We start from the raw sequence: 15,425 nt of genomic DNA, 5'->3' as shown, positions 1-15,425 counted from the left end.
CTCACGCCCCTTTGCAGAAGGCTGCTTGGCCTACGCGCGAGCGACAAGGTCCGGTTGCACCATGGAGGCATAGCAAGGAGCAGTACCATGAAAAGCACAGCCATCATCTGCGCCGCCCTCGCCGGAACGCTCGGCTTCGGCAGCATCGCCTCCGCCCAGGAGTGGCATCGCGGCGACCGCGACAACCACGAGCAATGGCAGCAGCGCCACGAACAGCGCGATCACCAGTGGCAGCAGGAGCGCCGCGTGGAAGAACGCCACTCCAGCCGCGGCTGGAACCAGCCCCGCTACGTGGTGAACGAGCCGCGCTACGCTTACAACGGCCCGGCGTACTCCGGCGGCCACCGCTACTACCGCGGCGGCTACCTGCCGCGCGAATACATGAACGGCGGCTACTACGTGGGCAACTGGAACGCCTATCCGGGCCTGTACGCGCCGCCGTATGGCTACCAGTGGGTCAACGTCGACGGCGACTTCCTGCTGGTGGCGCTGGCGACGGGCCTCATCGCCAACGCGTTGATGCGCTAAAGGAGAAAGCTGGGGTGCGCTGGCGCGCAACCCAGCCTGCAGGCCCCAGCGGACCGATTGCGCGAAGGCTCAGTCGCCGCGCGCCAGGCGCATCTCGTTCGCGCCTTGCGCGGCGCCGCTCTCCGGCACGATCTCGCCGGCGCGCTCGCGCACGTCCGCGAGATGCGCATGCAGCCGCTCCGGCGCTTCGGGGCCGATGCCGATGTGCACGCCCGGCGTCAGCGTGACGTGCGCCGCCTCGAAGCCGCCCGCGCCCGCGCACAGTGTGAGGCGGGTCGGCGCGTCTTCGGCGGCCAGCACCAGCATCGCGGGCACCACCGCCTCGGGGCCGAAGGCCTGCAGCATGTCGGGCGGGAACAGGTCTTCGGTCATGCGCGTGGCCGCCGTGGGCGCCAGGCAGTTGACGCGGATGTCGTGCTTCTGGCCTTCGATGGACAGGGTCTGCATCAGGCCGACCAGCGCCATCTTGGCGGCGCCGTAATTCGCCTGGCCGAAGTTGCCGTACAGGCCCGAGGAGGACGTCGTCAGCACGATGCGGCCGTACTTCTGCTGCGTCATCACCGGCCACAAGGCCTTGCAGCAATGCACGGCGCCCATCAGGTGCACGTCCAGCACCAGCCGGAAATCGGCGATGTCCATCTTGGCGAAGCTCTTGTCCCGCAGGATGCCGGCGTTGCTCACCAGCACGTCCACGCGGCCCCAGGCGTCCAGCGCCTGCTGCACCATCGCCTGCACCGCCGCGAAATCGGTCACGGAAGCGCCATTGGCCAGCGCCTCGCCGCCCGCAGCGCGGATCTCGTCGACCACCGCCTGGGCCGCCGACACCGAGGCACCGGAACCATCCAGCGCGCCACCCAGGTCGTTCACCAGCACCCTGGCGCCACGCCGGGCCAGTTCCAGCGCATGCTGGCGGCCCAGGCCGCCACCGGCGCCCGTCACGATGGCCACGCGGCCCTTGAAATCCACACCCATTCGAGCTCCTGTCGACGAAAAAAGCCGGACGACTGTAGCGCATGGCCGCCGCTACCCCCTCCGGTGGATTGACGACAGCCCATCCGTCTTTCATCATTGCAACTTGAAACAAAGTTGGGGGTAGTGTCCCGTCACGGACCGCCCGCGCCATAACGGAGCTGAATCATGGGGATGTTCGACGGGAAACTCACGCGCTGGCTGGGCAAGCCGGAGCCGCAGCGCGGCTCGCGCGCGAGCGGCAGTTCGCGCCCCGCCCCCGCCCACAGCACCCAGTTCGCCGCGTCCCAGTCGCGCGATGCCAACACCAGCCAGCACGGCGTGCGCAAGGAAGTGCTGAAGGTCGTGATGCGCGAGACCTTGCACCGCAACGGCATCCCCGAAAGCTGGCTGTCCGCCGACCTGCTGCGCACCGCCAGCCCGCGCCGCGAGCCCGGCATCCACGTGCGCATGCTGGTGAAGCACTGGGACCCGCGCATCCTGCAGCATGGCGTCGCCCTGGAGCAGGAGTTCTACCGGCGCCTGCTGGGCATGGACCCGCTCGCCGCCAACTGGCTCATGGGCTTCTCCTGGCAGTTCGCCATGGAGGACCTGTCACGCTGCCCGCCGCTGCCGCATCCCGGCTCGTGGACCGCGCCGCAGGCGACCGACACGCTGTCGCCCGATGACAAGCCCACCACTCGTGCCGGCGACATCATCGAAGGACCGGTGATGATCCCGAAAAGCGAGGACGACGTGCGCGCCGACCTCGAACGCCTGCTGGCCCTGCGCGACGACGACATGAAGCGCCACGGCCCCTCCAGCCCCGACGGCTTCGCGCCGACCCGGCCCGTCCAGCTCTAGCGCGTGGCACCTTGAGGGCGGGCGACTGCTGGCGGCAAGGACTGGCGCTGGCGGCAGGTTGCCTGCTGCTGCTCGGCGCCGCCACCGCTGCGCCTTCCACTCCTGAACCGGTCGCGCGGCAGGCCGTGCTGGACCTGAGCGCGCCCGGCGCGACCGCCGGCCTGCACGAACTGCGGGGTGACTGGGGCTTCATCTGGCAGCGCTTCCGCGATCCCGAGCATCCCAGCCTGCCCGGCACGATCGCGCATGTGCCCGGCGACTGGAACGAGTTGCCCACCGGCGGCAAGCCGCCCGGCCCCGAAGGCTACGGCACCTACGTGCTGGAAGTGCGCTGCCCCGAGGGCGAGCAGCTCGCGCTGATGGTGCCGGTGGAGCGCACCGCCATGCGGCTGTACGTCAACGGCCGGCTGGCCGCGGCCCAGGGCGACCCTGGCGCCAGCCCGGCGCAGGCGCAACCGGCCATCGCCCGGCGCGCCATCCTCACCGACCCGTACTCGTGCCCGCTGCAGATCACCGCGCACGTCTCCAACTACGAGCACCGCGCCGGCGGCATGATCCGCGCCCCGGTGGCCGGCCCGCTGGAGCTGCTGGCCAAGGAATACAACCAGCGGCTCGCGCTCGACACCCTGCTGGTGGGCGCCTACCTGGTGCTGGGCGTGGCGCCGATCGTTTTCTGGCTGGGGCGGCGGCAGGACACCGCGCCGCTCTTCACCGGCCTGTTCTGCCTGGCGCAGATGGCCTACGTGGACATGATGGGCGACCGCATGCTGCTGCAGCTGGCCAGCCCCGAGACGCCGTGGGAGACCTACCTCACCACCGAATACCTCGCCTGGTTCGCGTCGATGGCGCTGTTCCCGAAAATGGCGGACAAGCTGTTCCCGCGCACCGTGCACGCCATGGCGGTGCGGCTCGCGCTGCTGCTGTTCGGCCTGGGGGCGGCCGCGGTGGTGCTGCTGCCGGCCCGCGTGTTCAGCGAGCTGGTGGTGTACGGGCAGGTGGCGGGCGCCGCCATCGCGCTGTACGTGAGCCTGGCGCTGCTGCGGGCCACGCGCCATGGGCGGCCGGACGCGGGCGTGCTGCTGGCCGGCATGGGCTTCCTGGGGCTGGTGCTCGCGGTCAACGTCGTGCAGTTCTACACCGGCCTCGCCCTGAGCAGCATCACCGCCTTCGGCCAGCTCGCCTTCGTGCTGACCGGCCCGATGGTGCTGCTGCGCCGCCTGGGCCGCGCGCTGACGGTGGAAGAACTGCGCACGGCCGAACAGCGCGAAAAGGTCGACCTGCTGGTGCGCGCCACGCAGGCCGGCATCCTGGACTGGGACGACACCCGCAACGTCACGCGCTATTCGCCGCGCCTGCTGGAGATCATGGGCTACCCGCACGGCACCGAAACCGCGGACTGGCCGCAGTTCTTCGAGCACATCCACCCCGAGGATCGCGCCCTGGTGCAGGACGAGTTCACCAACCAGCTGCGCGACCGCTCGGTGCGGGACGCGGAGCTGCGCCACGAACCCATGGAGTACCGGCTGCTGCGGCGTGACGGCACGCCTGTGTGGGTGCACGCGGAGGCCATCAGCGTCCGCGGCCGCGACGGCCGCACGCTGCGCTATATCTCGTCCTTCCTCGACATCACCGGCCACCGGCAGGTGGCAGAGCGCCTGCAGCGCCAGAACGAGGCGCTGGCCGAGAACGCGCGGCTGCGCGAGGACGTCGAGCGCATGTCGCGCCACGACCTGAAGACGCCGCTGAACAGCATCATCGGCGTGGCGCGGCTGCTGCGCGAGGACGCGCACCTGCAGCCGGAACAGCGCGAGCTGCTCGCCATCAGCGAGCGCGCCGGCTACCGCATGCTGGAGATGGTGAACCTGTCGCTGGACCTGCACCGCATGGAGACCGGCACCTACGAGTTCCGGCCGCAGGCGGTGAACCTGGTGGACGTGGTCTCGCGCGTGCTGCTCGACCTGCAGTCGCTGGACGCCGCGGCGCAGGTGCCGGTGCAGATGGGGCAGGCCTTCACCGGCCCCGTCTATGCGCGGGCCGAGGAACTCCTGTGCTATTCCATCCTCGCCAACCTGCTGAAGAACGCGATCGAGGCCACGCCGCCGGACAGTAAGGTGAGCCTCTCCATCATGCCGGGCGACCCCGTGCGCGTGAACATCCACAACCCCACGCGCGTGCCGGCCGCGGTCGAGGCCCACTTCTTCGAGAAATACGTGACGGCCGGCAAGTCGGGCGGCACCGGCCTGGGCACCTATTCGGCCCGGCTGATGGCCCGGGTGCAGGAAGGCGAACTCGCCATGTCCACCGGCAGCCACGGCACCGTGCTCACGCTCACGCTGCGCGGCCTGGGCGCCGAGCAGTTGCCCGCCGCCCGCTCGCCTGGCCGCCGGCCGACCTCCGCCCCGGTCGCGCCGCTGACGCTCGCGGACATCCCCGCCACCCGCGTCCTGCTCGCCGACGACGACGAATACAACCGGCTCCTGCTGCTGCGCTACCTGCCGGCGCCGCCCTTCACCGTGGACGTGGCCGCCAACGGCCACGACGCGATCGCGGCGATGGAGCGGCACTGGCCGGACCTGGTGCTGATCGACATGGAGATGCCGCGCATGAACGGGCTGGAGGCGGTGCACTGGATCCGCGACCGCGAAGCCCGCGAGGGCCGCGAGCCCAGCCCCATCGTCATGATGTCGTCCAACGACGACCCGGGCTCGGTGCGGCGCGGGCTGGGCGCGGGCAGCAACCGCTACCTCACCAAGCCCTTCACGCGCGAAGCGCTGCTGGCGGTGATCCACGAACTGGTGACCGGCGTCGTTTCCGGCCCGGCGCCCTTGCCGCCGCAGCCGCGCCTGCGCGACGACCAGCCGCCGTCCACGCCGGAGGCCAGCGTGCGCGTGGACGCGGAGCTGCTGCAGGAGGTTCCGGCCTTCCTCGCCTCGCGGCGGGCCATGGTCGCCTCCATGGCGCAAGCCCTGGCCACCGGCGACCGCGAGCAATTGCGCTCGGTGGCGCACCGGGCGGCCGGCGGGCTGGCCTTGTTCGGTTTCCACTGGGCGGCGTGGCAGAGCCGGCGCATTTCGCAGCAGGCGGCCGGTGCCGAAACCCAGGCGCTGGAGCGCGACATCGCGGCGCTCAAGGACCACCTGGAAAACGTCCAGGTGTCATGACGGCCCCAAAACAAAAGCGGCCCGAAGGCCGCTTTCGCTTCAACGCCGCCGGTGCTGCGGCGCCCCGCTGGATGGCCCGCGGTTCGGCAGGTGCCGGAACATGATGCGGCCCTTGGTCAGGTCGTAGGGTGACAGCTCCAGGCTGACCAGGTCGCCCGCGATGATGCGGATGTGGTTCTTGCGCATCTTGCCGCCGGTGTAGGCCACGAGTTCGTGACCGTTGTCCAGGATCACGCGGTACCGCGAGTCCGGCAGGATTTCGGCCACGCGGCCGTTCATTTCAATGAGCTCTTCCTTCGCCATGCGAATTCCTTCTCTTGCCGGCCCGCGGGCCGGGGCGTGCAAACCGGCGCGGGTGCCTGGGGCAAAGGGCGAGGGTTTGCTTCGTGTAAGTGGCCGGCTCCCTGCAGAGGTGCCAGCCTCGGACGCGAATATTGTAAGCCTGGATGGGTTTCCTTGCCCGGCCGGGTCAGGCCGCGGCCGCGACGATGCCGGCGATCTGCTCGCGCAGCCAGGCGATGCCGCGGTCGCCGCCCGAGCGGGCGTCCCAGCACAGGAGCGACTGGTAGCCGGGCAGCGCGAAGGGCAGCTCCTGGACGTGCAGCTGCGCCTCGAATTCGCGCGCCACCCGGGCGCCCAGCACCGCCGCGTGCTCGCTGTGCTGCAGTTGGTGGACGATCTGGCCGAAGCTCGTGACGGCGATCTGCGCCAGCCGCTGGCGCCCGCCCTTGGCCAGGATCTCGTCGATCCGGTCGTCGAGGTTGGACGTGCCGTAGCCCAGGAACACCTGCGCAATGGCGCAGAAGCTGTCCAGCGTCACCGGCTCGGCCGCGCGCGGGTGGTCCTTGCGCATCACGTAGACGTAGCGGTCCTCGTACAGCAGCTGCGTTTCCATGTCGCGCGGGCGCTGGATGCGCGACACCATCGCCAGGTCCAGCTCGCCCTTGTGCAGGTGCTCGGCCAGCGACCAGGTGCCGGGCGGCACCCAGACGAAGCGGATGCCCGAGCCGCAGGCGATCAAGGTGCGCGAGAGCGCCGGCATCACCAGCCGGCTCGCGTGGTCCGAACCGGCGACGCGGAAGATGCGGTTGCTGGACGCCGGGTCGAAGGGCTGGTCCGCTTCCAGCAGCGCGGCCAGGTCCGCCAGCAGCTGCTCCACCTGCGGCGCCAGCCCCAGCGCCCGCTCGGTCGGCACGACGCCGTGCGCGGTGCGGGTGAACAGGGGATCGCCGAAGACCTCGCGCAGGCGGTTCAGCGACGCGCTCACCGCGGGCTGGCTGAGGAACAGGCGGGCGGCGGCGCGCGACACGTTCTTCTCGCGCATCAGCGCGTCGAAGGTGCGCAGCATGCCGACGTCGAGGCTGCGGATATCAGGCCGGTTCATATCTCCTATCCAAACAACTGACTGGACGGCGCGCTGGCTGCTGCGGCAGCATGGACGGACCTCGAACGACAAAAGGAGACAAGCATGATCCGCAGAAGAGAGTGGCTGGCCGCCGCAGCCGCCGCCGGCGCCCTGCCCGCCTGGGCTCAGAGCTTCCCGGCGCGGCCGGTGCGCATCGTACCCTTCGGCACCGGTGGCGGGCCGATCGACGCGCTGGCCCGCGTCTACGGCGAGAAGCTCGCGGCCCGCTGGGGCCAGCCGGTGATCGTCGACCCGCGCCCGGGCGCCAGCGGCATCATCGCCGCCGACGCGGTGGCCAAGGCGGCGCCGGACGGCCTCACGGTGCTGATGACGCTGCCGCTCACGCACGTGAACAACGCCATCCTCATGCCCAAGCTGCCGTACGACCCGGTGAAGGACTTCCAGCCGCTGTCGATGCTGGCCACGGGCGGCCCGATGGTGGTGGCACGCACCGACGCGCCCTACTCCAACATCAAGGAACTGGTCGCCTACGCCAGGCAGAAGGGCCGCCTGACCTATGGCACCTGGGGCAACGGCTCCGCCGCCCACCTGTTCGGCGAGCTGCTGAAGCGCCAGACCGGCGCCGACCTGGTCCACGTCGCCTACAAGTCCGAAGCCGCGGCGCACACCGACATGTTCGGCGGCAACATCGACTTCGCCTGGGCCAACCCGTCGACGGCCAAGGCGCACAGCCAGGCCGGCAAGCTGAAGGTGCTGGGCATCGCCGGCACCAGCCGCGTGTCCACCATGCCCAACGTGCCCACCTTCAAGGAGCAGGGCTTCCAGGGCTTCGACATCGACAGCTGGATCGGCGTCTACGCGCCGGCGAAGACGCCTGCGCCCATCGTGGACGCATGGGTCGCCGCGCTGCGCGAAACCACCGAGATGCCGGACGTGCGGGGCAAGCTGGTCACCTTCGGCTTCGAGCCGCTGGGCAACACGCCGGCGCAGTTCATGGAACGCTACAAGGCCGACTATCCGCGCACGGCGGAACTGATCAAGGCCGCGGGCGTGACGATGGAGCAATGAGCATGGATCTTTCGACCCCTTCCACCGCGCCCGACAGCGGCACCGCCTACGGCAAGCCCGCGCCCGTGCACCGCAAGGAGCTCACCGAAGTGGGCCCGGGCACGCCGATGGGCGAGCTGCTGCGGCGCTACTGGCACCCGATCGGTCTGGCGGCCGACGCCACCGCCACGCCGCGCCAGGTGCGCGTGCTGGGCGAGGACCTGATCCTGTTCCGCGACGGCCAGGGCCGCCCCGGCCTGGTCTACCCGCACTGCGCGCACCGCGGCACCTCCCTGTACTACGGCAAGGTCGAAGAGCGCGGCATCCGCTGCTGCTACCACGGCTGGCTGTTCGACGTGCAGGGCCACTGCCTGGAGCAGCCCTGCGAGCCGGAAGGCGGCCGCAGCCGCGCCACCGCCCGCCAGCCCTGGTATCCGGTGCAGGAGCTCTATGGCCTGGTCTGGGCCTACCTGGGCCCGCCGGACCGCAAGCCGGTGCTGCCCCGCTACGAATGCCTGGAAGTGCTGGAGGACGGCGAGTTCATCGAAGCCGACGACCGCAGCATCGGCGGCGGCGGCCCGGCGGTGATCCCCTGCAACTGGCTGCAGCACTACGAGAACCTGGTCGACCCCTTCCACGTGGTCATCCTGCATTCATCCTTCAGCGGAACGCAGTTCGTGCCGGAGATGGCCGTGATGCCGCAGGTGAACTGGGACATCGCGGAACACTCGGTGCGCACCTTGTCGACGCGCCAGCTGCCGGATGGCCGCACCTTCCGCCGCATCAGCGAAGCCGGCCTGCCGACCCTGCGCGTGATCCCGAACCCGCGCGTGGGCCGCTACGGGCCGGTGGAGTCGCTGGGCTGGGTGCTGCCCATCGACGACCACAGCTTCCGCATCTACGTCCTGGGTCGCGTACGCGAACAAGGCGAGCTGCACCGCATGCGCTCACGCCCGGACGGCAAGAAGCTGTGGGAGGAACTGAGCGAGGCCGAGCACCAGGTGTACCCGGGCGACTACGAGGCCATGGTGAGCCAGGGCGCCGTCGCGAAGCACTCGGAGGAGCACCTGGCCACCACCGACCGCGGCATCGTGATGCTGCGGCGCGTGCTGCAGAAGCAGCTGGAGGTGGTGCAGGCCGGTGGGAACCCGGCGGGAGTGTCGTTCGACCCGGACGCGCCGCCGGTGAAGTTCACGGCGGGCAACTGGATCGAATGATCTTCACTTCGCGCTGACGCCGTCCACCACCATGTGCGAGCCGCTCGCGATCAGCAGGACGTCGCTTCCGAGCTGCACGTAGCGCGTGCCGGGCGGTGCCTTGGGCAGCTTGCCCAGCACCGCCTCGGGCACGGCCGCTGCGCCGGCGTGCGAAGGCAGCTTCTCGCCGATCTTCCACTGCACGCTCGACGCGCTGCCCGGATGCGCGGCATACCAGGCCTGCACGTCTGCGCGATGCTTGTCGTTGATGTAGGCGCCGGCCATCGTGTCCTTGCGGCCTTCGCGGCCGGCCTTGCCGACGTTGTCGCGCATGCTGGGGTCGGCGCGATCGTCCAGCGTCGCCTTGGGCTTGAGCTCCTTGGGCGCATCGTCGTCGCCGGGCGCCGCCAGCGCGGGCAGGGAAGCGGCCAGGGCCGCGAGCAGAAAGGCAGGAAGAAAGGGCACGCGCATCGTTCGCTCCGGAAACACAGCGCGAACTCTCGGCTGAGCCGCGCGCGGCGCCCGTAGGACAGCCGCGCGTTTACCGCTCAGACAGCCGCGAGGGCCGGTGCGACGGCTGCCTTGGTCAGGCCCAGGCGCTCCGGCGAGATGTACTGCAGCCGGTACTGCTCGAAGGGCAGGGTGTCGGCTGCTTCCACCGCTTCCTGGTCGGCGATGGACTGCTGCACCAGTGCATCCATCTTCGTCTGCAGGCCGCTGGCCAGCGGCAGCTTCAGCAGCTTGGCCTTGGCCTGCTCCGACTGCGCCAGCGTGAACGAAGCAAAGCTGTTCTCGTGGTCGCGCGCCATGGCGGCCAGCACGCGGGCCGAAGGCAGCATCTCCGGCGCCTGCAGCAGGGCCTCGGCCGCGCGCACGGCGTCGCTGTAGTCGGTGGTGCCGTGCACCTGGTCGAGCACCGCGGCGATCGGCGCGCACTCCGCGACGATCTCCGCGCCCCAGTCGGTGAGTTTCACCTCGCGGCCGGCACGTTCCAGCAGCAGGCTGGGCTCGCGGCCAAAGGCAGCGGTGCGATGCTGGTTGCGGCCCAGCGCGGCAATCTCTTCCGGCGTGTCGCCGGGGCTGTCGGCCAGCAGGCAATGCAGCAGGAACACGTCGAGGAAGCGGATGGTCTGCGCCTTGATGCCGATCGGCACGAAGGGGTCGAGGTCCATCAGCCGCACTTCCACGTATTCGACGCCGCGCTCGCGCAGCGCATGCAGCGGCCGCTCGCCAGGCTTGATCACGCGCTTGGGTCGGATCGTGCCGTAGAACTCGTTCTCGATCTGCAGCAGCGTGGTGGCAAGCTGGTTGTACTCGCCACCCGGGTTGGTGATGCCGATCGCCTCGTAGGCCGGGTAAGGCCGCGTGAGCGCCTCGTGCAGCGAAGCGGCATAACCATCGAGGCTGTTGTAGCTGACGGCCAGGCTGGCCTGCGCATCGCTCTGGTAGCCCAGGCGGCCCATGCGCAGCGAGGTGCCATAAGGCATGTACACCGTGCCCGCGGTCAGCGCCTGCAGCTCGTGCTTGCGCCCGGCCACGAAGCTGGAACAGGCAGCCGGCGAAGCGCCAAAGAGGTACAGCAGCAGGAAGGCGTGGCGGCGGAAGTTGCGGATCAGCCCGAAGTACTGCGCGTCGCTCACGCCCGGCAGCGACCAGTTGTAGTGGATGCCGGAGATGGTCTGCATGCGCCGGCCGTAGCGGTGCGCGAGGCCCATTCGGTACACGCTCTTCGCGCGACCCACGTTGGACGAACCGTAGCGGCCGATCGGGATGGTCTCGTCGGCCGGCAGCGTGCAGGGCATGCTGCTCACCCACATCATTTCGTCGCCGAGCGCGCGATACGTGTACTGGTGGACCTGCGTCAGTTCCTCCAGGCACTGCTCCACGCTGGCGTGCACGCCGGTGATCAGCTCGAGCTGCGACTCGCTGTAGTCGGTGGTGATGTTCGGGTGCGTGAGGGCTGAGCCCAGCGCCAGCGGATGCGGCGTGGCCGCCAGCGCGCCGGTCAGGGTCGCGCGCAGGCTCTCCTTCTCGATGCCGCGACGGATGCCTTGCAGGCGCGCGGGCGCTAGCGTGCTCAAGGCTTCTTGCAGTTTGTTCATGTTCTGTCTAGGTGCGCCCGGGGGCCTCTTCTCGAAAGTGGGGCGAAGGTAACACCTTTGCGACAAACCTGCTCGCCAGGGCTCAATGGGCGCCCAACACCTTGACCAGCCAGGTGTTCAAGTCGCGGATCTCCTCCATGCTCACCGAATGCCCCATCGGGTATTCGTGCCATTCGACCTCGTAACCCAGGGCCTGCAAGGCGTTGCGCGTGGCGGTGCCGCGCTCAGGAATGACGACGTCGTCGAAGCTGCCATGGGCCAGGAAGATCGGCGTCTGCAGGTTCGCGGCGCTGCGCTCACGCTCGGTGGTTTCCGCAAGCGGCAGGTAGCCGGACAGACCCGCGATGCCGGCCAGCCGCTCGGCATGGCGCAGGCCCGTCAGCAAGGACATGGCACAGCCTTGCGAGAAGCCGGCCAGCACGATGCGGTTCGCGGGAATGCCGCGCTCCTCTTCGCGCGCCAGCAGCGCCTCGACCATGTCGCGCGAACGGCGCAGGCCGGCTTCGTCCTGCACGCCCTGCATCTCGGTGCCGAGGATGTCGTACCACGCGCGCATGCGGTAGCCGCCATTGATCGTCACCGGCATCACCGGCGCATGGGGGAAGATGAAGCGCACGGGGCCCAGCGCATCGAGGTCGAGTTCCTGCGCGACGGGCACGAAATCGTTGCCGTCGGCGCCGAGGCCGTGCAGTATGAGGATGCTCGCTTGCGGGTGCGGACCCGACTCGGCTTCGATGGTTTCCAGCGCGGCCATGGACTTGCTCCTTGTGGCAGGCGAGCATAGCGCCGTGCGGCTGGCAAGCGGCGTCCGACAGGGCAATCAACCCCGTCCGACTTGCCCCGGGCCGGAAGCAGCCGCAGAGTAAGAGGCAGACGTTGAAAGGAAACCGCATGAAAGTGCAAGTGAACACCAGCAATGCGATCGAAAACAAGGACGCCCTCGAAAGCTGGGCAAGCGACTACCTCAATGAACACCTGGCCCGCTTCGACCAGGACCTGACGAGCATCGAAGTGCAGCTGAGCGACGAGAACCACGGCACCAAGGGCGGCGACGTGGACAAGCGCTGCATGATGGAGGCGCGCGTGACCGGCCGCGCGCCGATCGCCGTCACCAACTACGCCCCGGACCAGAACCTGGCCTTCCGCGGCGCCGCCGACAAGCTGGCCCATGCGCTGGACCATGCCTTCGGCAAGCTGGATCGCCGCGAGCACCGCGGCCGCGACACCATCCGCAAGGACAGCGAAGTGGTCGAAGCGATTTCGACCATGCCCCCGCAGACCTGACCCTCAGCCCGCCACCGGCCCCTTTGGCCCATCGGCCCCTTGCGGCCGATGGGCCAGCTGTTTGCGTCAGCTGCCCGAAGGGCCGCCGGCGACCATGGCGTTGGCGGGGCCGACATAGCCCAGCACGCTGTTCCACACGCCGCCATTCCACTGGTGGTCGGCCGCGGTGGCGTGGATGGGTGGGACGTTCGAGCAGGCCGCGAGCGCAGCGGCACAGGCGAGCGAGGCAATCCAGCGAAGCATGAAAATTCTCCCCTTTTGGTCGTTGGCCATTGGAACCGGGCGGCCATCGCGCGGCCGTAGGCGCGGCGCGGCAACGCGGGTCGGCCAAAGCACGCGGGACACGCGCCGCAACACTTGTACCAACGTGTTTCTGCTTGGTGAAGAGCAACACCGCGCGTTTCACGCCGGTGCGTAAATGGCGCTCCGCGTCCGGCGGCCGCCGGGGCGGAAACCCATACCAACAGGAGCGCCTCATGAATCTCGCGTTGAAGAAAACGACGTGCCGCGCATTGGTCATCTCGTTGCTTGCACTGTCTTTCCAGAGCGCCCGCGCCGGGATGATCGGGACGGAGCAGGCCACCGCCGAATCGGCCCCGAGCGAGCGCACGCTGCTGCTGAACTCGCTGGACCGCAGCGAGGTCGCGACGCAGCTGCAGGCGGCCGGGGTCGACCCGGTCGCCGCCCGCGAACGCGTGCGCAGCATGACCGACCAGGAAGTGCACGCCATGGCGCAGGACATCCAGACCGCGCCCGCCGGCGGGGTGAGCACCTGGGGCTGGGTGGCCATCGTGGTGGTGATCGGCCTGATCTGGTACTACGCGGTGCGCAAGTAAGGGCGTGATGCAGGCGAACCCTTTCGTCCTGCGCACGGCGCGGCGGCTCCTGCCGGGGCTCGCCGCGCTCGTGCTGGCCGGCTGTGCCCAGCTGGTGCCGCAGACCGTCGGCCTGCGCACCGGCTGGCCCGCCGGCGTGCCGCAGTCGGTGGAACTGTCGCAAGTGCCCTTCTTCCCGCAGAAGGAGATGCAATGCGGCCCGGCCGCGCTGGCGGAGGTCCTCAACTACAGCGGCGCGCTGGTCAAGCCCGACGACCTGGTCAGCGAGGTCTGGCTGCCCGCACGCAATGGCAGCCTGCAGCTGGAGATGCTGGCGGCTCCGCGCCGGCATGGCCGCGTGGCCTACCGGCTGGAACCGCGCTACGGCGACCTGCTGCGCGAAGTGGCGGCCGGCAACCCGGTGCTGGTGCTGCAGGACGTGGGCTTGATGTCCCCCTTGCTGCCCGAATGGCACTACGCGGTCGCCAACGGCTTCGACTATCCGACCGGCACCATCTACCTGCGCTCGGGCGTGACGGCCCGCGAGGCGACTTCCTTCACGGCCTTCGAACGCACCTGGATCCAGGGCAACTACTGGGCGATGGTGGTGACGCGGCCCGACCGCATCCCGGTGACGGCGACCGAGGAACGCTGGCTGCAGTCCCTGCTGGGGCTGGCGCGCGGCGGCGACACCGAAGCCGTGGTGCAGGGCTATGCCGCGGCGCTGCAGCGCTGGCCCGACAGCCTGCCGGCCGCCATCGGCCTGGCCAATGCGCTGCACACGCGCGGCTCACTGGCGCAGGCCGCCGGCGTGCTGCAGGACGCGCTGCAGCGCAATCCGCAGTCGGTCATCGTGCTGAACAACCTGGCGCAGACCCTGTCGGACCTGGGACGGCATGCCGAGGCGCTGGCCCTGATCGAGCGCGCCAATCCGGACAGCCCGTTCGCGGCGGACGTGCGGGCAACGCGGGAGTTGATCGAGAAGCGGATGCACACGCCGGCGCATGCCGGGGTGCGCTGACACGCAACCTAGCCTACGACAGCGCGCGCCACCCGGCTCACGAAGCCCGGCGCGCGCGCCGGGTCGAGCCAGCGCACGACCACCACGGCGTCGTGCGCGGGATCGATCCACACGTAGTGGCCGCCCGCGCCCACCATGAACCAGCTCTCGCGCGAAGCATCGGCGAACAGGTGCCCGTCGCGATTGAGCCAGGTGAGCCAGCCGTAGAAAGGCGCGATCGCACAAGGCGTGCGCATGCGCTCCACCCAGCCGGCCGGCAGCAGGCGCTCGCCGCGATGCACGCCGTCGGCCAGCAGCAGCTGCGCGACGCGCGCCTGGTCGCGCGCGCTGATGCGGACGCCGCCGCCCCAGTGCGTGCCGCCCGGCACCGACTGCAGGCGCAGGCCGCCGATTTCCGTCCAGGCGTCGTCGTAGCCTTCCCAGCGGAAGCCGGCGCCGCCGCCCAGCGGCCGCAGGATGCTTTCCTCGAACACTTCCGGCAAGGGCCGGCGGAACAGGTGCAGCAGCGCCAGCGCGAACTGGTTGATGCGCACGTCGTTGTATTCCCAGTAGCTGCCGGGCGCCTGCAACTGGCGCGGCTCGCCCTTTTTCCCTTGCGGCGGCTTGGGGTCGTGCGCGACGCGCCGGTTGTGCTCCACCGTGTCCGGCAGGCCGAAGCAGCTGCCCTGCCACTCGCTGGTCTGCTCCAGCAGGTGCACCCAGCGGACCTGGCCGTTGTGCGGGCCGTCGAAGCCGATGCCCGGCAAGGTTTCGCCCACGCGCTGCTGCACGTCCGGGATCAGGCCGCGCGCGTGCGCAACGCCCGCCAGCAGCGCAAGGTAGGTCTTGGCCACGCTGAAGGTCTGGTCGGACCGGTCCGGTTCGCCCCAGGCCGCGGCTTCCTGGCCGCCGCGCAGGACCACGCCCGACACGCCGCCGCGCACGTGCACCGGCCCGCGCAGCCGGTTGTACGGCGCGGGGTCGTCGTGGTGGACACCCCAGCGCGCGGGGTCCGCCTGCGGGTCGCGGGGCCAGGGCACTTCGTGCGCCTGCGAAAAAGCGATCGCTTCGTGAAAATCCGGCATGGGCGCAAGGATAGCTCTGCTACGCTTGT

16 protein-coding genes are annotated in these 15,425 nt (G+C 69.9%); 8 read left to right on the top strand and 8 right to left on the bottom strand.

Going from position 1 to position 15,425, the window contains the following annotated elements; genetic code table 11:
- Positions 1-87: 87 nt before the first annotated feature.
- Entirely contained in the window at positions 88-528 is a 441-nt protein-coding gene (locus HHL11_RS14555; protein ID WP_169419070.1) for an RcnB family protein, read from the top strand.
- 69 nt (positions 529-597) lie between these two features.
- Here the strand turns inward: HHL11_RS14555 and HHL11_RS14550 are convergent, their stop codons facing one another.
- Complete coding sequence (locus HHL11_RS14550) at positions 598-1,500, bottom strand: SDR family NAD(P)-dependent oxidoreductase (protein WP_169419069.1); 903 nt, start codon at positions 1,498-1,500, stop codon at positions 598-600.
- A 165-nt stretch (positions 1,501-1,665) separates the two neighbouring features.
- On the opposite strand from HHL11_RS14550, the gene HHL11_RS14545 reads away from it, so the two are divergent.
- Positions 1,666-2,340, top strand: coding sequence for a hypothetical protein (locus HHL11_RS14545; RefSeq protein WP_169419068.1), 675 nt, complete (start codon positions 1,666-1,668; stop codon positions 2,338-2,340).
- Positions 2,341-2,351: 11 nt separating this feature from the next.
- Positions 2,352-5,501 (top strand): response regulator, encoded by a 3,150-nt coding sequence (locus tag HHL11_RS14540; protein WP_169419067.1) that lies wholly within the window; start codon positions 2,352-2,354, stop codon positions 5,499-5,501.
- 39 nt (positions 5,502-5,540) lie between these two features.
- Here HHL11_RS14540 and infA read toward each other — a convergent pair whose 3' ends face one another.
- On the bottom strand, positions 5,541-5,804 hold the full coding sequence (gene infA, locus HHL11_RS14535) for a translation initiation factor IF-1 (protein ID WP_169419066.1): 264 nt from the start codon (positions 5,802-5,804) through the stop codon (positions 5,541-5,543).
- Between the two features lie 166 nt (positions 5,805-5,970).
- The gene (locus HHL11_RS14530; RefSeq protein ID WP_169419065.1) at positions 5,971-6,885 is read right to left on the bottom strand and encodes a LysR family transcriptional regulator; all 915 of its coding nucleotides are present in this window, start codon (positions 6,883-6,885) and stop codon (positions 5,971-5,973) included.
- Positions 6,886-6,969: 84 nt separating this feature from the next.
- Between HHL11_RS14530 and HHL11_RS14525 the strand changes: the two genes are divergently transcribed.
- Positions 6,970-7,935, top strand: a complete 966-nt coding sequence (locus tag HHL11_RS14525) for a Bug family tripartite tricarboxylate transporter substrate binding protein (RefSeq protein ID WP_169419064.1) — start codon at positions 6,970-6,972, stop codon at positions 7,933-7,935.
- A gap of 2 nt (positions 7,936-7,937) precedes the next feature.
- The gene (locus HHL11_RS14520) at positions 7,938-9,131 is read left to right on the top strand and encodes an aromatic ring-hydroxylating dioxygenase subunit alpha (RefSeq protein ID WP_169419063.1); all 1,194 of its coding nucleotides are present in this window, start codon (positions 7,938-7,940) and stop codon (positions 9,129-9,131) included.
- A gap of 3 nt (positions 9,132-9,134) precedes the next feature.
- On the opposite strand, the gene HHL11_RS14515 is transcribed toward HHL11_RS14520, so the two are convergent.
- The 3 genes from HHL11_RS14515 to HHL11_RS14505 all read right to left on the bottom strand — a co-directional run bounded on the left by HHL11_RS14515 (position 9,135) and on the right by HHL11_RS14505 (position 11,966).
- The gene (locus HHL11_RS14515; RefSeq protein ID WP_169419062.1) at positions 9,135-9,581 is read right to left on the bottom strand and encodes a hypothetical protein; all 447 of its coding nucleotides are present in this window, start codon (positions 9,579-9,581) and stop codon (positions 9,135-9,137) included.
- 77 nt (positions 9,582-9,658) lie between these two features.
- Positions 9,659-11,212: a glutamate--cysteine ligase gene (gene gshA, locus HHL11_RS14510; protein WP_169419061.1), complete on the bottom strand. Its 1,554-nt coding sequence runs from the start codon at positions 11,210-11,212 to the stop codon at positions 9,659-9,661.
- An 82-nt stretch (positions 11,213-11,294) separates the two neighbouring features.
- Complete coding sequence (locus HHL11_RS14505) at positions 11,295-11,966, bottom strand: alpha/beta hydrolase (protein WP_169419060.1); 672 nt, start codon at positions 11,964-11,966, stop codon at positions 11,295-11,297.
- 137 nt (positions 11,967-12,103) lie between these two features.
- Between HHL11_RS14505 and HHL11_RS14500 the strand changes: the two genes are divergently transcribed.
- Positions 12,104-12,496, top strand: a complete 393-nt coding sequence (locus HHL11_RS14500; RefSeq protein ID WP_169419059.1) for an HPF/RaiA family ribosome-associated protein — start codon at positions 12,104-12,106, stop codon at positions 12,494-12,496.
- 66 nt (positions 12,497-12,562) lie between these two features.
- On the opposite strand, the gene HHL11_RS14495 is transcribed toward HHL11_RS14500, so the two are convergent.
- On the bottom strand, positions 12,563-12,739 hold the full coding sequence (locus tag HHL11_RS14495) for a hypothetical protein (protein ID WP_169419058.1): 177 nt from the start codon (positions 12,737-12,739) through the stop codon (positions 12,563-12,565).
- 233 nt (positions 12,740-12,972) lie between these two features.
- Between HHL11_RS14495 and HHL11_RS14490 the strand changes: the two genes are divergently transcribed.
- Together HHL11_RS14490 and HHL11_RS14485 are read left to right on the top strand one after the other, a co-directional pair.
- Positions 12,973-13,332, top strand: a complete 360-nt coding sequence (locus HHL11_RS14490) for a PA2779 family protein (RefSeq protein ID WP_169419057.1) — start codon at positions 12,973-12,975, stop codon at positions 13,330-13,332.
- A 7-nt stretch (positions 13,333-13,339) separates the two neighbouring features.
- On the top strand, positions 13,340-14,332 hold the full coding sequence (locus HHL11_RS14485) for a PA2778 family cysteine peptidase (RefSeq protein ID WP_169419056.1): 993 nt from the start codon (positions 13,340-13,342) through the stop codon (positions 14,330-14,332).
- 8 nt (positions 14,333-14,340) lie between these two features.
- Here the strand turns inward: HHL11_RS14485 and HHL11_RS14480 are convergent, their stop codons facing one another.
- Positions 14,341-15,396 carry a serine hydrolase domain-containing protein gene (locus HHL11_RS14480; protein WP_169419055.1) on the bottom strand — a complete coding sequence of 352 codons (1,056 nt, stop codon included), beginning with the start codon at positions 15,394-15,396 and terminating at the stop codon, positions 14,341-14,343.
- Between the last annotated feature and the right edge of the window lie 29 nt (positions 15,397-15,425).

Origin of the sequence: Ramlibacter agri (genome assembly GCF_012927085.1) — a bacterium.
GTDB classification, from domain to species: domain Bacteria; phylum Pseudomonadota; class Gammaproteobacteria; order Burkholderiales; family Burkholderiaceae_C; genus Ramlibacter; species Ramlibacter agri.
Note: the sequence above shows the minus strand (reverse complement) of the source record. Positions and strands in the feature narration are given on the sequence as shown.

What these genes read in the sequence shown, in the direction of transcription:
- HHL11_RS14505 (WP_169419060.1), bottom strand. Translation starts at nt 11,966, where the DNA reads ATGGCCGCGCTGGAAACCATCGAAGCCGAGTCGGGTCCGCACCCGCAA.
- infA (WP_169419066.1), bottom strand. Translation starts at nt 5,804, where the DNA reads ATGGCGAAGGAAGAGCTCATTGAAATGAACGGCCGCGTGGCCGAAATC.
- HHL11_RS14485 (WP_169419056.1), top strand. Translation starts at nt 13,340, where the DNA reads ATGCAGGCGAACCCTTTCGTCCTGCGCACGGCGCGGCGGCTCCTGCCG.
- HHL11_RS14515 (WP_169419062.1), bottom strand. Translation starts at nt 9,581, where the DNA reads ATGCGCGTGCCCTTTCTTCCTGCCTTTCTGCTCGCGGCCCTGGCCGCT.
- HHL11_RS14495 (WP_169419058.1), bottom strand. Translation starts at nt 12,739, where the DNA reads ATGCTTCGCTGGATTGCCTCGCTCGCCTGTGCCGCTGCGCTCGCGGCC.
- HHL11_RS14550 (WP_169419069.1), bottom strand. Translation starts at nt 1,500, where the DNA reads ATGGGTGTGGATTTCAAGGGCCGCGTGGCCATCGTGACGGGCGCCGGT.
- HHL11_RS14480 (WP_169419055.1), bottom strand. Translation starts at nt 15,396, where the DNA reads ATGCCGGATTTTCACGAAGCGATCGCTTTTTCGCAGGCGCACGAAGTG.
- HHL11_RS14530 (WP_169419065.1), bottom strand. Translation starts at nt 6,885, where the DNA reads ATGAACCGGCCTGATATCCGCAGCCTCGACGTCGGCATGCTGCGCACC.
- HHL11_RS14500 (WP_169419059.1), top strand. Translation starts at nt 12,104, where the DNA reads ATGAAAGTGCAAGTGAACACCAGCAATGCGATCGAAAACAAGGACGCC.
- HHL11_RS14525 (WP_169419064.1), top strand. Translation starts at nt 6,970, where the DNA reads ATGATCCGCAGAAGAGAGTGGCTGGCCGCCGCAGCCGCCGCCGGCGCC.
- gshA (WP_169419061.1), bottom strand. Translation starts at nt 11,212, where the DNA reads ATGAACAAACTGCAAGAAGCCTTGAGCACGCTAGCGCCCGCGCGCCTG.
- HHL11_RS14490 (WP_169419057.1), top strand. Translation starts at nt 12,973, where the DNA reads ATGAATCTCGCGTTGAAGAAAACGACGTGCCGCGCATTGGTCATCTCG.
- HHL11_RS14555 (WP_169419070.1), top strand. Translation starts at nt 88, where the DNA reads ATGAAAAGCACAGCCATCATCTGCGCCGCCCTCGCCGGAACGCTCGGC.
- HHL11_RS14545 (WP_169419068.1), top strand. Translation starts at nt 1,666, where the DNA reads ATGGGGATGTTCGACGGGAAACTCACGCGCTGGCTGGGCAAGCCGGAG.
- HHL11_RS14520 (WP_169419063.1), top strand. Translation starts at nt 7,938, where the DNA reads ATGGATCTTTCGACCCCTTCCACCGCGCCCGACAGCGGCACCGCCTAC.